This window comes from Bacillus sp. CZDM1, assembly GCF_055502545.1.
In genome coordinates this window covers 1-15370 of record NZ_JBUESO010000017.1, presented here as the reverse complement: position 1 = coordinate 15370, position 15370 = coordinate 1, and the positions used below count along the sequence as shown (strand labels likewise).

14 protein-coding genes and 1 pseudogene are annotated in these 15370 nt (G+C 38.5%); 2 read left to right on the top strand and 13 right to left on the bottom strand.

Annotation, left to right across the window (positions count from 1 at the left end):
- Positions 1-121: 121 nt before the first annotated feature.
- From ACY3XC_RS25130 to ACY3XC_RS25080, 11 genes are all read right to left on the bottom strand, one after another.
- Complete coding sequence (locus tag ACY3XC_RS25130) at positions 122-601, bottom strand: hypothetical protein (protein WP_464871027.1); 480 nt, start codon at positions 599-601, stop codon at positions 122-124.
- 262 nt (positions 602-863) lie between these two features.
- The gene (locus ACY3XC_RS25125) at positions 864-2099 is read right to left on the bottom strand and encodes a TerD family protein (RefSeq protein ID WP_464871026.1); all 1236 of its coding nucleotides are present in this window, start codon (positions 2097-2099) and stop codon (positions 864-866) included.
- 132 nt (positions 2100-2231) lie between these two features.
- Positions 2232-2909, bottom strand: a complete 678-nt coding sequence (locus tag ACY3XC_RS25120; RefSeq protein ID WP_464871087.1) for a uracil-DNA glycosylase — start codon at positions 2907-2909, stop codon at positions 2232-2234.
- Between the two features lie 219 nt (positions 2910-3128).
- A complete protein-coding gene (locus tag ACY3XC_RS25115; protein ID WP_464871025.1) occupies positions 3129-4412 on the bottom strand; it encodes an allantoate amidohydrolase in 1284 nt (427 codons plus the stop codon).
- 100 nt (positions 4413-4512) lie between these two features.
- Positions 4513-5283, bottom strand: coding sequence for an amino acid ABC transporter ATP-binding protein (locus ACY3XC_RS25110; protein ID WP_179161622.1), 771 nt, complete (start codon positions 5281-5283; stop codon positions 4513-4515).
- A gap of 23 nt (positions 5284-5306) precedes the next feature.
- Positions 5307-5963, bottom strand: coding sequence for an amino acid ABC transporter permease (locus tag ACY3XC_RS25105; protein WP_179161623.1), 657 nt, complete (start codon positions 5961-5963; stop codon positions 5307-5309).
- Positions 5964-5975: 12 nt separating this feature from the next.
- On the bottom strand, positions 5976-6812 hold the full coding sequence (locus tag ACY3XC_RS25100) for a substrate-binding periplasmic protein (RefSeq protein WP_464871024.1): 837 nt from the start codon (positions 6810-6812) through the stop codon (positions 5976-5978).
- A gap of 54 nt (positions 6813-6866) precedes the next feature.
- Complete coding sequence (locus ACY3XC_RS25095; RefSeq protein WP_464871023.1) at positions 6867-8072, bottom strand: hydantoinase/carbamoylase family amidase; 1206 nt, start codon at positions 8070-8072, stop codon at positions 6867-6869.
- Positions 8073-8084: 12 nt separating this feature from the next.
- A complete protein-coding gene (locus tag ACY3XC_RS25090; protein ID WP_464871022.1) occupies positions 8085-9446 on the bottom strand; it encodes an MmgE/PrpD family protein in 1362 nt (453 codons plus the stop codon).
- A 3-nt stretch (positions 9447-9449) separates the two neighbouring features.
- Positions 9450-10832 (bottom strand): dihydroorotase, encoded by a 1383-nt coding sequence (locus ACY3XC_RS25085; protein ID WP_179161627.1) that lies wholly within the window; start codon positions 10830-10832, stop codon positions 9450-9452.
- A gap of 23 nt (positions 10833-10855) precedes the next feature.
- A complete protein-coding gene (locus tag ACY3XC_RS25080) occupies positions 10856-11587 on the bottom strand; it encodes an IclR family transcriptional regulator (RefSeq protein WP_464871021.1) in 732 nt (243 codons plus the stop codon).
- 293 nt (positions 11588-11880) lie between these two features.
- Here ACY3XC_RS25080 and ACY3XC_RS25075 point away from each other — a divergent pair, with 293 nt between their 5' ends.
- A complete protein-coding gene (locus ACY3XC_RS25075; RefSeq protein WP_464871020.1) occupies positions 11881-12267 on the top strand; it encodes a hypothetical protein in 387 nt (128 codons plus the stop codon).
- A gap of 215 nt (positions 12268-12482) precedes the next feature.
- Here the strand turns inward: ACY3XC_RS25075 and ACY3XC_RS25070 are convergent.
- Positions 12483-12758, bottom strand: a pseudogene (locus ACY3XC_RS25070) (uracil-DNA glycosylase); the annotation flags it as partial.
- 366 nt (positions 12759-13124) lie between these two features.
- Here ACY3XC_RS25070 and ACY3XC_RS25065 point away from each other — a divergent pair.
- Positions 13125-14324, top strand: a complete 1200-nt coding sequence (locus tag ACY3XC_RS25065) for an MFS transporter (protein WP_464871019.1) — start codon at positions 13125-13127, stop codon at positions 14322-14324.
- A 130-nt stretch (positions 14325-14454) separates the two neighbouring features.
- Here ACY3XC_RS25065 and ACY3XC_RS25060 read toward each other — a convergent pair whose 3' ends face one another.
- Positions 14455-14964, bottom strand: a complete 510-nt coding sequence (locus tag ACY3XC_RS25060) for a hypothetical protein (protein WP_464871018.1) — start codon at positions 14962-14964, stop codon at positions 14455-14457.
- Between the last annotated feature and the right edge of the window lie 406 nt (positions 14965-15370).

Here is a 15370-nt window from a genome sequence, read left to right as displayed (position 1 = left end):
ATCTGAAAAACTAATTGGCAAGTTAATCCTTCCCTTAGAAGGAATATTGGGTTACATTGTTGTTCATTCTTTAAGAAACTCTTAAAACATCCGACCTAAGAGTGGATTACAATATTTAGACTTATGCCGATTCTTTTTCCATTTGGATTATCCGTTTGCAAACATCATAACACTCTTCAATATGTGAATTTCCAAGGTATTTCATGGCACCAAAACTAATTCCAGCAGAAACTGCTTGACCTACGAAAGGTATAAACTTTGTAACTTGTTTAACTGCAACACGAGCTCCAACCTTTTTTAACAATAGCATTATGGTTTGTTTTGTTATTAGCTTACCAACCAATTGACTTCCAATAGACGAAATAATAACCAAAATCTTACCTTTTATTGCTGCGTCTAGATCGTCAATTTGTTCTGGAGACAATCCAAATTTTCTATTAATTGCAGGAAGTAGTTCCAACATAATGGCTACGTCAGCACCGACATCCGCCCCTGGTACTGGAATAACTGCTGCAGCTGCTGAAGCCGATGCTCTTTTATTAACCATGGATTTACATTCTTCCTTTATTCGGTCTAATTCAGAAATTGACTTTGGTATCACTTTTATTCCTCCTACTTTTATCCTAGTTTTTAATTTATTCGACAGAATTCTACGGTATTCCTCTTTTATCCAATAATTTCTACAATTTTCTACCATCTTTAGTTCATCAAAATTTCAAAAAAAACAAAAAGGAGAATAGAAATCATCATCAGACAATTTCTCTTCTCCTTTTGTTGCAAATCGCTCTACAAATGCGAACGGTGCCAGGCACAGTTCGCTTTAATCTAGTTACCCTTTAGAAACCTACACCTATTAATAAGCTCTACTTGTAATCATTTTTTGGTCCTTTATCCATTATAACTTCTACCATATTGGAAGAACCCATCTTAAGTTTAGGTCTATTCTCTGAGTTTGGTGAACTATAAAGCTCCAATGGGCTAATCATTACTCCTTCTGGGGTATTATGAAGGATTCCGGGTACACAGGAATAAATTCTATCATTGTTATTTGCATTTTTTGCAGATATGGTCACTGAGGTTCCATTTTGATTATCTATACTCATGGACACCTTGTATCTATAGAATGAGCCTGTCCCATTGGACTGAGCAGAATAGACCACAGGAACAACTGCGAGAATATCATTATTTAACCTTAATTTAATAACTTCTGTCTTAGTTGATCCGCTATTTCTCCTAACATCCCCCATATGTTCTACTGCTCCGTTGCCAAAACTTCTGAGCGGAGGTGTTCCTTTTGCCCCAAACATCGCAACATCTACCTGCTTACCTGCCTTTGTATAGACTAAAGCATATATATCATAATCTGTCCCAGTCTTCCAAGATACCGTAGCCGTAATTTCTGGTGTTTTTTCAATAATCACTGGTCTTTGGCCTTTTTCGAGACTTACTTTACCCTTTACCTTTTCAAGGCTTATCAGTGACATCGTGTTATTTTCAGGAACAGTTTGAGCTGTATCAGGTTCATTTGCGGTTTGTTTTTGAATAGGTTTAGGTTCAGAAGGCTTGCTTTGCTCATCAGATTCAACCTCAACACCGTAATTTTTACATAACCCATCAAGTCCAGAATCAAACCCACGCCAGATTGACTTTGCCTTTATCTGGCCATTCCTTAGATATAATTCTAATACTATGATCCCATTTTCATTTGTGAAACTAGATGGGGTTAACTGGATAATCGTATTATCGGAACGTACCTCTGCTTTTAAATTCTTTACATTTGAAAATCCCGTGCTATTATCCTCTGTAAGAGTTATCGCTATTTTCGTAATACCTTCAGGGACTTTACTCATATCAAAATTAATTTTATGTACTTTTGTATTACCTACTATTTCAGTTGGTATAAGGGTAGCTACACCAGAAGCACTCTTTGGTTGATTATAAAAAATAATCCCGCTATCTCCTTGTACCTTGTCTGAAGCATTTAAAAGAAAAGCTGTTAAAGAAATATCGATTGAATTAGAAATCTCATGGCTAACAGTAACATTACCTTTTGGCGAACTTAAAACTGTATTTGCTCCCATCTGAAGAAATTGATTCATTTAAGACCACTCCATTCCTTATCTATTTATCAAACCTCACTTACTTACGATACGCTGACCGTATCATAATTTCCAATGAATTAGATTCCTATGTGTAAAAAAATTATTGGTGTATAGAAACATTCCCATTACCTAAAGATCCTTTATCCGCCAATCAATCTCATTACTCCCAATCTCCCTCAAGTACATATTCGCTTTAGAAAATGGCCGGGTGCCGAAGAAGCCATTATGGGCAGACAATGGACTCGGGTGAGGCGATTTAATAATAAAGTGATGGGCTCCGGTAATCAATTGTTGCTTTTGTTGTGCGAAATTACCCCACAGGATGAAAATGACAGGTGTCGCCCTTTGATTCAATATTTCTATGACTCTATTGGTAAACAACTCCCAACCGAGACCTTTATGGGAGTTTGCATTTCCAGCCTGGACCGTCAGTACGGCATTTAACATTAGGACTCCCTGTTTTGCCCAGTCCACTAGGTATCCATGTTTAGGTATAGAGCATCCCACATCCTCCTGCAGCTCTTTATAAATATTGCGTAATGATGGAGGGATTTTCACTCCCGGTTTCACGGAGAAACTTAAACCGTGGGCTTGTCCTGGACCATGATAGGGATCCTGGCCGATAATAACTACTTTCGTATCTTTATAGGAAGTGTAGTGGATGGCGTTAAAAATATCAGGTTGCTCTGGATAAATGACCTTTGTTTGATATTCCTCTTGCAGTTTTTTCCTTAAGTGTTGATAATACGTCTTCTCAAATTCCGCCTCCAATAAAGGCGCCCAATCATTTTTTAAAATTGACATAATCTTTCACTCTCATTTCTAGATTGTTAGATTATTTTAATTATAAGTATAAAAAGGAGGGTTAGAAACACTTCGAGCCATAAAAAATGCGAACAATGCTAGGCACTGTTCGCTTACTCTCTGCTATAACACTATTTATGATATGGTTCACCGCACCTTAAATAACCCCAATGCCAATTAATACGAGGATAGGTTATAAACGGGGCGTGACAAAAACACCGACTACATCACCAGCTCATATAAAGCTTCTTTAAGTACTTTACAACCAGCAATAATATCATCTAAAGTGGTCCATTCTTTAGGATTATGACTTATTCCCTCTTGGCTTCTAACAAAAATCATTGCAGTGGGTACATGTTTTCCCATAATCATAGCATCATGTGCTGCCCCACTGGGTAAAAATACAGGCGTAAATCCTGATTTCTCTACTGCAATTTTTACAATATCCCTCACCCAATCATGAGTCAGTACGGGGTTAACTTTTAATTTTGTCTCCATTATTACTTGCAGACCACGCCGTTCAGCTATTTCTATAGCTAAATTCTCAATACTTACTATCAGGTTATCTCTGCTCTTTAAATAAATATCGCGAACATCAACAACTAACTCCACACGACCAGGAATGACATTAATCCCCCCAGGATAGACATCTATTTTTCCAACTGTAGCAACCGCTGTATCACTATATTTACCTGGCATACCTTCAAGTTTGGTCATAAATTCACTGGCAGCTGCCAATGCATCAAACCTTTGTCCCATAGGAGTGTTTCCGGCGTGCCCCGCTTCCCCATTCCATTGGATCCACAAATTAGCCGGTCCTGCAATACCTGTCACAATGCCAACAGGACTATTTTGCTGCTCAAGGACCTTTCCCTGCTCAATGTGAAGTTCAACAAAAGCGTAGATCTCTTCTGTTTTTCGAGCAGCCTTATTAAGAAGTTCTATATCTAACCCGTCTGCTTTCAAGGCCTGTGTAAATGATATACCTTCTTCATCTATTTCTTCTCTTAGGGATTGAGAAGATGCGTCTCCCATCATCACTCGACTCCCTGTTAAACCACCATTAAAACGAATACCTTCCTCATCAGAAAAGATTACAACTTCTAGACTCCTATCAGGTACAAACCCAGTTTCAGTCCATACTTGCGCAACTTCGAGAGCGGTAAGAACTCCTAAAGTCCCATCAAAGTGGCCGCCATTTGGAACAGTATCAACATGTGAGCCCACAAGGACAACTGGAAGGGATGGATTCTTCCCAGATAGCCGCCCAAATACATTTCCAGCTTGATCCTCGTAAACCTCTAATCCTATTTCCGACATCCATTTCTTGACGGTTTCTTTTGCTGAGCGTTCTTCCTTGGTATAGGCCATTCTATTTGACCCGCCAGCGTTCGTCATTCCAATAGAAGCAATTTGAGAAATTCGCTCCGCTATTCTCTTTTCATTAAATTCTGATAAGTTATATAAATTCTTAAACTCATCTATTAGTTTGGTTTTGACTCCCATTACTCTTCACCTTCTATTAAACGTTAATCCTATTTGTTTATTTATAATTTTTTAAAAATAAAAATGTAATCACAGATAGATGCTGCGATTACATTTCTCTTTAACTGACTGGTTGTAAATTTTGCAAGAACTTCGTAACACGTGGATTATTATTTGATCCAAATATTTCATCAGGTGTTCCTGTAGTCACAATTTGACCATCTTCCATGAAAATTACTCGATCAGATACTTGTTTTGCGAATCCCATTTCATGCGTAACAATCATCATGGTCATTCCTTCTTTGGCTAGACCTGTCATAATTTGAAGAACTTCATTTACCATTTCAGGATCGAGAGCAGAGGTAGCTTCATCAAACAGCATAACACTTGGTTCCATGGCCAGAGCCCTTGCGATAGCGATCCGCTGTTGCTGACCCCCAGATAGATCACTGGGATGTTCATTTCTTTTATCGTATAAACCAACCTTCTTTAATAATTTATCTGCAATTTCAATGGCTTTTTCCTTTGGCATTTTTTTGACAATCATGGGACCCTCGATAATATTTTCAAGAACCGTTTTATGTTTCCAAAGATTAAAATGCTGAAAAACCATACCGACCTTGCTTCGGACTTTGCTCATCTTTATTTTAGATGCTACAGTCAATTTGCCAATGGAGTTTACTTTATAATCAATTGATTGCCCCTCAATAAACACATTTCCTTGAGATGGAACCTCTAAAAAATTTATACACCGAAGAAGAGTACTTTTTCCTGAGCCACTGGGTCCTATTAAAGAAACAACCTCACCCTTGTTGACCGTTAATTGAACATTATCTAAAGCAATTTTATCGCCATATTTCTTTTGAATATTTTCCATTTTAATGGTTTCCATGAATATACCTCCTTTCGTTCCCATCACTTATTGTTGTTTTGAGTCTTGAGCTTCTTCTCTGTCCATGACTGTATTAACATCAGCGAACTAGTCATAACAAGGTAAAGAACTGCCGCAACTCCAAGAGTTTCCATAGGAAGATACGTACTGCTATATTGGGTTTGCGCATTAAGCATAAGATCTGGAACCGTAATCACGGATATTTGTGCCGATTCCTTAAGTAATACAACAGAGTTATTTATATAGGGTGGAATAATTAGGCGAACCGTTTGTGGAATCCGAATTCGAAACATGATCTGTAAAGGAGTCATGCCAATAGCTTCAGCTGCTTCGACTTGACCCTTTTGAACTGCCATCATTCCAGAACGAATAATTTCAGCCTTATAGGCCGTTGCGTTCAATGTCATAGCGAACAAAGCAGCAGCAAAAGCACTTAAAGTAATCCCAAATGGTGCAGCATAGTAAAATAAAAATAGTATGATCAAAAGAGGTAATCCTCGGAATAGCCAGATATATAGAAAGGCGATACTACTTACTATTTTGTTGTGTGACGTCCTAAGAAGACAGATCAGGAAGCCGAGCACCGTTCCAATTACAATGGCTAATAGGGATACTTCTAAGGTCACTAACGCCCCTTCTAAAAAGTAAGGCATCGCATTTGTAATTACATCCCAATTCATTTTTGCCCCCCCCTATTCATCTCCAAGATCTTCAAAAGATAGTCCAAAATATTTTTGAGAGAGCTCATTGTATGTTCCATCTTCTTTTTTAGCTTGAATAATACGATTAATCTCCGCCTTCAATTCTGCCTGTTCTTTAGGTATAGCAACTCCAATTCCCTTAACATCAAATGGCTCTCCTATAATTTCAATGTCTTTTCCAGATGGAGAGTTTTGAATATACTCAGCCGCTGCAGGCAAGCCAATTGCAACTACATCAACACGGCCAGAAACTAAATCGGAAAAACTTTCAGCAGCACCAGGATATACTTTTAATTCTTTATATCCTCCAATTTGCTTAACAACCTCTTCGAATGCAGACCCTGCATTTACCCCTACAACTTTACCCTCAATATCATTAATACTTTTTACTGAGTTAGACCCTTTTTTAATAACAGCAACGGCTCCGTCTTGGGCGTAGGGTTCAGAAAAGTCAATCGATTTAGCGCGTTCTTCCGTAATGTTTACACCAGATAAAATAATATCGAACTTATTAGCTACTAAACCTGGGATTAATCCAGAAAATTGACCTGTAATAAACTCTGCTTCAACCCCTAATTCTTCGGCAATGATGTTTGCCCATTCAATATCGTATCCCGTCAATTCGTTATTACTGTCCATATACGAGAAGGGACGATAATTACCCGTTGTACCAATTATTAATTTTCCAGAGTTTTGAATTCTTTCTAGAGCGTTCTCTCCCTCAGCTGTTTCCTTGTTTCCTTCTTTAGCTTTGCTAGAGTTACTTCCACATGCAGTCAAGCTTACTAATGAAACAACAATGATTAAGAATAATAGGAACTTTTTCATATAACCCCTTCTTTCCTTTTTAAAATTGATTTATTTTCCCATAAACCTTTGATTTTATCTAACTTTAGTATAAATTTTCGCTAATTCTTGAATCGTTTGGAGCATAATATTTGCACCAATTTCAATGTCCTCCCATGAGGTAAACTCATCAGGGTGATGACTAATGCCGTCCTTGCTAGGAACAAAAATCATTCCCACATCCGTTAACGCAGTTAACGAATTTGCATCATGGTTTGCTCCGCTAAACATATATTGATATGGTACATTTCCCTCTTTACAAACGTTTTCAATACTCTCTTGAATGGACTTTGACAAGGAATTTGGATGTTTCTCTACGGCGATAGAAATCTCTGCATCGATATTTTCCCTTGCCCATATCCGTATGGAGCCTTCAATGTTCTTCATTTCGTTCCAATCGCTTCCTCGAATCTCGATCATTAATTCCGCTTCACCAGGAACCACGTTGGCAAGGTTGGGAGTGATTCCAATTTCTCCAACTGTTGCGACAATATCACTTTGAGCCTCGACCGCTAATCGATTTACTTCTTGTATTAATTGGGAAGCACCCAGTAATGCATCTTTTCTTAAAGGCATAGGAGTGGTCCCAGAGTGACTCGCCCGACCATGGATCGTAACAAATAATCTTAGAATGCCGGCAATAGCTGTTACAATCCCTATTTTCTTTTGGTTGGTTTCCAATACTGCTCCTTGTTCAATATGAAGTTCTAGGAAACAACGAAAATCGTCACTTGTACGTCTTACTGAAAGGCAATCCTCCCATATAAAATCAAACTGCTTCAACTTCTTATCAAAATCTTCTGATGGAGCGATTAAGCCAGATACCGCTCTGCTTCCAAATGTCCCGCCAAGAGGGTTTGCCTCTTCTCCAACAAATGCCACTAATTCAAGAGGTACCTCCGGTTCATAGCCATGTTCGACTAAAGTTTGCAAACACTCCAGTCCAATGACTACTCCAAGAGCTCCATCATAAAGGCCTCCTTCCGGAACGGTATCAAGATGTGAGCCAAAAGAAACAGCCGCCTCTTCTCTATCTCCCCATTTTCCATATACGTTCCCCAATTGATCTTGGGATATAGTTAAAGGGAGATTGGCAAGCCTTCCCTTAAGCCAGTCTAAAGCTTGCTTTTCTGCTGGTGAAAATGCTGGTCGAGTGTATCCCTTTTCTCCCAAATTCGCATTTGAACCTAATTCAAGGAGATTATTTTTTAATCGGTCAAGGTTTACCTGTAACGGTCTCACGCTATCCCTCCTTTATACTTCTACTTTTTGTGAAAAAGATTTTATCCACTGGCTAAAATGTTTCATCTGATCTAACCCCATCGTTGCTTGAAGAACGGATTCAACCTCATTTGCATTACCAGTTTGTGTTAACATGTTTTTATATTTTTCTACTAATCTTTTTTCAGGCAGTGGTTTGTCATAGCCGCCTGATGCATCCTCTACAAAACTACTTTCTTGACTGCCATTCTTCATCATAAGGGTCACCCTGGCTGCCCGTTTATTCGGTAACAACGCTGTCATTTCAGGGTCTTCTTTAACCATAATCCTTTTGGCTAAATCGCGAATGGATGGATCAGAGAAAACAGGTTCTTTATCGCTTTCATAGAGGTTATTCCCATGCAGCAAAGCAGATAATACGTACGGAATTGAAAATTTTGCAGAAAGTGCATTTTGGGGATCTGGATTTCCTAGACGTGCAGCTAAGCTATATGTTTCTACCAAACCTGATAAAATTTCGGAAGAGTCAAACTCTTTTTCCTGCAAGTTTTCTAATAATGCATCTATGGCAGAATGGGTAAAGCGACAGGACGGATACAACTTAAAATAGTTCTTCTCTATAAGTGGTGGTGACCATAAATCATTAAGGAACAACTCATAATCTATTCCCTTTGACATGATGCTTCCCCAAAGATGATCGACAACGCCGGGACTGCTTTGGAATCCAAAGGATTGAAACTGTAAGGCATGAATGGCGTGAAGACTACCTAATCCCGTATATAAATTTCTTGCATTCATCCCAGTAACCGCTGCTTCCCATGATGTAGCGATAGGGAACGTTGCTGCTAAAAGAACTGATTCTAAAATTTCGGTACTATTCTTTTTCTGTAAAATACCAGCAGCAGTGGTTCCTCCAATGATGCCCCAAGTTCCATGCGGATGCATGTCATCATTCATATTGCTGGCGTAAGCTAATCTTGCTGCCACCTCATACCCAATGATAAAAGCATGGATAAATTCTTGGCCTGATACATCATTTTCAATTGCCGCGATGAAGGAGGGAGCAAATAAATGTGCTGCTGGATGACCTTTAGCAAATTGATTTCCTTCATCCAATTCGTTACAGACAATCGCGGTACCATGTATGATGGCACTATTTGGTGGTGTAGTATAAATGCCTGTTCCCACAATAGGAATAGTGTTAACTGAACACTTTTCTCGAGTACCAACACTTTGAATATAATTTTGAAGCTCAGGGGATGAAACACCGTACCAAGCAGCAAACAAGGTATCGGCAATCATCCATTTTGCCCGTTCAATTGTACTCTGTGGAATATCCCCCCACTTTAAACTCAAAAGTTTTTCAAGCATCTCTGTAAATTGGTTTATGGACAAAATTTACTTCCTCCCTGCTACGACCTTTTTAGCTGCTTTACCTGGAACGAAACTTCCGAAGCCCGGTTTCACGGTTACTTCATTTCCGTCATATACTGTCGTACCTCGAACGATTGTTTGTACAACTTTACCTTGGACCTTACAGCCATGAAATGGTGTCAATTTAGAATGGGAGCGGAACTTTGTTTCATCCACGATCCAAGACTGCTCTGGATCAATGACAGTGAAATCCGCATCATATTGAACTGCAATCTTTCCTTTTCCAGGGATTTGGAAAACCTCAGCTGGGTGTTGTGCCATTAACTTTGCGAATTCAACTGGCGTTAATCTCCCCTTAGCTACTCCGCTATCAAACATAAGTGGAGCGATAATTTCTAATCCAGGCAATCCCGATGCTGCAAGAAAAATGTTGTCTTGACCTTTCTCCTTATGCTCAAGGCCCCAAGGTGCATGATCTGAAGAGATTAGTTCAATATCCCCGGCTTGTAAGTGCTTCCATAATCCCTCAACGTCTTCCGGATTACGTAAAGGCGGGTTATTCTTAGCTCTTGGACCATGCTTTTCTAAGTCATTAACATCGAGAAGTAAATATGGATAACATGTTTCAGATGTAACCTGTACACCTTGTTTTTTAAATAAATTAATTAAATCAATGGTACGAGGATGACTTACATGTACAATGTGCAGCTTAACACCTGTCCAATAGGCAAACTCCAAAAGTTTTAACACAGCACTTGTTTCAGTTACTGGAGGTCTTGTTTCCATATGAGCACGTGGGTACACTTTATTTTCCTCTATATATTGATCAATCAGATCGACAATGATTTCGTCATTTTCCGAATGAAAAGCAGCAACCAAGCCTGTTTCACGAATTAATTCCATCGCGCGCATGATCTCAGGATCTGGAATTCTTGGGAAACGGTAAGCATCAGTCTCAAACGTTGACATTTTGAAAGCTACCGCACCTGCTTCTGCTAGTTTATTAATCTGGTCGGTCCCGCCCGTTTTAGAGATGGTTCCCCACAAGCAAATATCGACAACCGCTTCTGCTTCTAATTGTTTCACTTTTCTTTCAAACTGATCTACATTATTAATGGGATTTGGTAAATCATAGGGCATGTCCAAAAAGGTTGTCACACCGCCAGCTGCTGCAGAAGAACTTGTTGTAATAAATCCTTCATTTGGGTTGCTAAAACAATGTACATGGACATCAATCATTCCAGGAAATACAAAGGACTTCCCAAAATCTAGAACCCTACTGCCTTTTAACAAATTGGTCTCTTTTACAATAGAACTAATTTTCCCGTTATTAACTCCAATTTCACCAATTACAACTTCATCTTCTAAAACTAATTGTCCCCTTACAACTAAATCAAAGTTCTCCATAAAAATCCCCTCTCAAATGTGGCCTATAAATATTTTTCTATCTGATCCTTTGCCAACTGTAGGCAATCAATTAACGATCGTTCATCTTTTTTAAGCATTCTTTCGCGTGGTCCTGCAATGCTTAATGCTGCAACAACCTGATTATCCATATCTCGGATAGGTACCCCGTATGCTATTACTCCATCATCCACTTCTGAGTCTGAAATCGCGTAACCCCTATTACGGGTTTCCTCTAGTTTTCCCTTGAGCTGCTCTGGATCAACAATTGTATTTACCGTAAAGCTTTTTAATAATTCCAGCCTTGATAATTCGTCTACGGTCTCACTTGGCATATGGGCAAGTAGAGCGATAGAGGAGGCTCCAGCATAAAGCGGTAATATTTTTCCTTGGTCAGAAGATACTTTAATTGGTTCAGGGGAAGTAATCACTTCTAAACAAATCGCATTTAGCCCTGAAACAATAGTAAGAATAGAAGTTTCCCCCGTCTCGTTTGTAAGATTTCTCATGATTGGAAATGCTATGGAAGAAATGCTGCTGTCTGTCTTGACAATTTTAGCAAGTTCTAAGAATCGATAACCAAGCTTGTATAGGCCCCCATTACTTTCTATCAAATAGCCTTTCTCTTTAAGAACCCGGAGGTGTCGATAAACAGAACTTTGTGGCTGATTTAGCTTCTCAGCAATTTGAGGGACATTTAACTCCCTAGTTTGAAAATTAAACAAATCTAATATTTCTAAAGTTTTTTCTGCACTCACCTTGACTGTCTCATCCTTTCCTTCGATTTACTTTGAAGTAAATCTATGATTTTTTATTCCTAGTGAGTTAAGTTAGAGAAGATCAGGAATAAGTATTTTTATTTTTGATAATTGATAATCGATTATCAATTATTAAATTTGTATTTTAAATATACTATTAAATCAAAATATTTTCAATACTAATTTTTAGAAAATTCTAAACTCATGGTAAAATCTAAATTTTTATCCTCTCGCTTGTTTTCTTTGATCCACTTAAAATAAAGCTGCGCCAATTTACAGCCGGTCCAAGTGTAGTGGAAGAGCCGATTGAACTCGATCACACTTTTGTTAGTGATAAAGTTCCTCAAGCTTTTGTTCAATCCGTAAAATACTTCTTTTCTGATGCAAAAACAATTGAAGAATACTGGCATATGGTACAAATCGCTGCATTTCGATTTGAATGTGAACAAAATACAGTTGACGTTCTCACTATCGCGATTCAGTCCTTTAAGCAACTTATCCGTAAACTGAAATCTACCAAGCTTGTAGTAAAACCAATTGCCTTCTTTTATGGCATTTTGACCAACAAATTAAAAGAATTCTATCTTGAACAATTATTTGAAAATCGATGTGAGAGTAAGCCGTTCCGTTTTGTGCTCGAGACAGGAGAAGTTATGTACTATGACTGGCTGCACGCTTAATGGGAGTGGAATAAGATAGAAGGTTTTACAAGCCGTAATTGAAATGGATCTGCCTCTGTCTCTTCTAATTCATCGTGGATATTTTTACAATAATTTTTAACCTAATTTATTTGTTTTTCACTTTATAAAAATAGATCATGGAATATCCAAGCTCTATCAAGGTGATCACTCTATAAATTCCAATGTCTTAAAAAAAATTTACGAACAGTGCCAGGCACTGTTCGCAATGATGGAGGGATTTTCACTCCCGGTTTCACGGAGAAACTTAAACCGTGGGCTTGTCCTGGACCATGATAGGGATCCTGTCCGATAATAACTACTTTCGTATCTTTATAGGAAGTGTAGTGGATGGCGTTAAAAATATCAGGTTGCTCTGGATAAATGACCTTTGTTTGATATTCCTCTTGCTGCTTTTTCCTTAAGTGTTGATAATACGTTTTCTCAAATTCCGCCTCCAATAAAGGCGCCCAATCATTTTTTAAAATTGTCATTCTCTTTCACACTCTTTTCAAGATTGTTAATTTAATTATAAGTATATAGAAATACTTTTCACCATAAATAACCGCAAGGCACTGTTCGTTATTATCAATGAGGGACAATCTTTCATGTACAATAATAGCACCTTCAGAACTTTGACCCATCGATAAGAATATATGGCGAAAGTAAATTTTGAATTTGGTTCAGAAATGACATAGCTGATTCAATTCTATCAGTTTTCTCTTTATTCACTATATCTCCAAGGTCCCCAATTAACCAAGCAGGAGCATTTTCAATGTCAGTTCCTTTTTATTGTTTAACGAAGTAAACAAGACTATAATTTTTACTTAGACATACGAAATAAATGAGAAAGAGAGAATATGATGAAGTCCTCAAAAAGATTAGCCATGTATATATTAATGTTTGATATGTTTATCACCTTTAGTGCGATTGGACTCATTGTCCCTGTGATGCCTGCTTATTTGAATACATTTGGTGCCGCCGGGCAGGTATTGGGATTTCTTATTGCGGTGATTGCCTTTGCCCAGTTTATATTCTCTCCAGTCGCCGGGAACTTATCTGATCGCCACGGCCGGAAAAATTTAATCATCATCGGTCTTTTGGTGAATGGGTTATCACAAATCGGCTTTGGACTTTCTACAGAACTATGGATGCTTTTTGTTTGCAGATTCTTCACTGGTGTTGGGTCAGCCTTTATCGTGCCTCCTATTATGGCCTACGCGGCGGATATTACTACCAATGCGGAACGGGGGAAAGCGATGGGCTGGATTGGCGCTGCGATTTCATTAGGCTTTATGATTGGACCAGGAATCGGCGGATTCCTATCCAATGTCAGCCTGCACTTTCCTTTCTATTTTGGAGGCTCCGCTACCATCATTGCTGGAATTCTCTCTTTCATCATCCTGCCATCCATCAAACCTGTAATAAATGAGCAGGTTGAAGGTGAGAATCTATTCCAACAAATGGCACGATCCTTCAAAACTAAGTACTTTGTTCTATTAATCGTTGTGTTTGTCTTCTCATTTGGGATTGCTAACTTTCAATCAACATTAACGATGTTTTTAACCTATAAATTTAATTACACCCCAAATGACCTTGCCATCGTCATGACAGTTGGCGGCTTTATTGGGGTCGTTGTTCAAGGTTTTGTCCTAAATAAACTTTTTAATATGTTTGGTGAAATGAAAATCATTTTATTCGGCTTACTTGTTGCATCGATTAGTTTATATGGAATGCTTTATATCAGCGGCTTTTTCCTTATCCTATTGTTTGCTAGCATATTCTCAACTGCCACAACTTTAATTCGCCCTGCCGTCAATACATTAATTTCGAAAACAGCAGGCGATGAACAAGGGTATGCTGCTGGTATGAATAATTCCTACATGAGTTTGGGCAACATGATCGGACCTGCATTAGCCGGGACCTTATTCGACTGGCATATGAGTCTTCCTTTTACAATTGGCGCAATTATATTACTTGGATGCTTTGTCCTTACATTTGTTTGGACAAGAAGGAAACATGGAGATCGGTCATTTGCCCGCATGTCTAATAGACCCTAAAGACGGCTCCAATATACAGGAATACAAAAACGATCAATAGCGAACAGTGCCTGTCACTATTCGCACTTGATCATTTTTACAGCTATGACAATACCACGAATTGACCTGCCCCACAGACTGGCCACCCGCATCACCTTATTCTAGTTCCATACCAATCATCATCCAGCTGTTTCAGGTCATGTATAACATTTTCATCGAAAGACTTCTCTATTCCATCTCGACTTTTGCAGTACACGATATGATAGGTGTCTCCATATGCCCGTTCCCAGTCAAAAACGAAGCTGATGAGGCTTCTCCCATCACTCTCCACATATCTTAGTTGACTCAGTTTGTCCCCCGATAATTCATTAATCTGCTGAATCTTGCCTTGTAAGTTCGTACTCACTTCAGGATGAAACAGGTCGGGAGCAGCGTTACCACCATTCTTGTAAAGGAAGATATCCCCGTTATTACTCTGGTACCCCAGTTTACTTTTTTCAATACCATCTACTTCATCCATCACAGCGTCAAACAACTCAGGATGGTCTTCAAAAATATGATAATATTCAACGTTGGAATCCATATAGCTAATGAATAACCATGTCGCCATGCATATCACTACAACTACAATACTTAATTTGATGGTTTTTCTGCGAAACATAGTTTCACCTTCCTACAATAATGGAATCACGAACAGTGCCAGGCACTGTTCGCTATTTTTTAAAATTGTCATTCTCTTTCACACTCTTTTCTAGATTGTTATTTTAATTATAAGCTGTGTTATGATTCATTGTTGATTTTCGTGTAGGGTTGATCATTCATAGGCGGAGAATTTCCGTCTATCGTAGATAAAGGAACCTTAAGAAGCAGCTATAAGCGGAAATATTCCGACTAACTTGATTAAATAAGACAAAATCCAATGATTTGGATACCATAAGCGGAAAAACTCCGCTTATTATGAAGGAAATAGGGGGATTTCCCAATTTAAGCAGTCAAGCCCTTGATTTTGTGTAAATTCGCTAAACAATGTTTTCAACCGAATTTTGTTATGTCAAATATATATGATC

Excerpts from the sequence above, each read along its gene's own strand:
- ACY3XC_RS25085 (WP_179161627.1), bottom strand. The coding sequence starts at position 10,832 with ATGGAGAACTTTGATTTAGTTGTAAGGGGACAATTAGTTTTAGAAGAT.
- ACY3XC_RS25125 (WP_464871026.1), bottom strand. The coding sequence starts at position 2,099 with ATGAATCAATTTCTTCAGATGGGAGCAAATACAGTTTTAAGTTCGCCA.
- ACY3XC_RS25065 (WP_464871019.1), top strand. The coding sequence starts at position 13,125 with ATGATGAAGTCCTCAAAAAGATTAGCCATGTATATATTAATGTTTGAT.
- ACY3XC_RS25060 (WP_464871018.1), bottom strand. The coding sequence starts at position 14,964 with ATGTTTCGCAGAAAAACCATCAAATTAAGTATTGTAGTTGTAGTGATA.
- ACY3XC_RS25105 (WP_179161623.1), bottom strand. The coding sequence starts at position 5,963 with ATGAATTGGGATGTAATTACAAATGCGATGCCTTACTTTTTAGAAGGG.
- ACY3XC_RS25110 (WP_179161622.1), bottom strand. The coding sequence starts at position 5,283 with ATGGAAACCATTAAAATGGAAAATATTCAAAAGAAATATGGCGATAAA.
- ACY3XC_RS25115 (WP_464871025.1), bottom strand. The coding sequence starts at position 4,412 with ATGGGAGTCAAAACCAAACTAATAGATGAGTTTAAGAATTTATATAAC.
- ACY3XC_RS25100 (WP_464871024.1), bottom strand. The coding sequence starts at position 6,812 with ATGAAAAAGTTCCTATTATTCTTAATCATTGTTGTTTCATTAGTAAGC.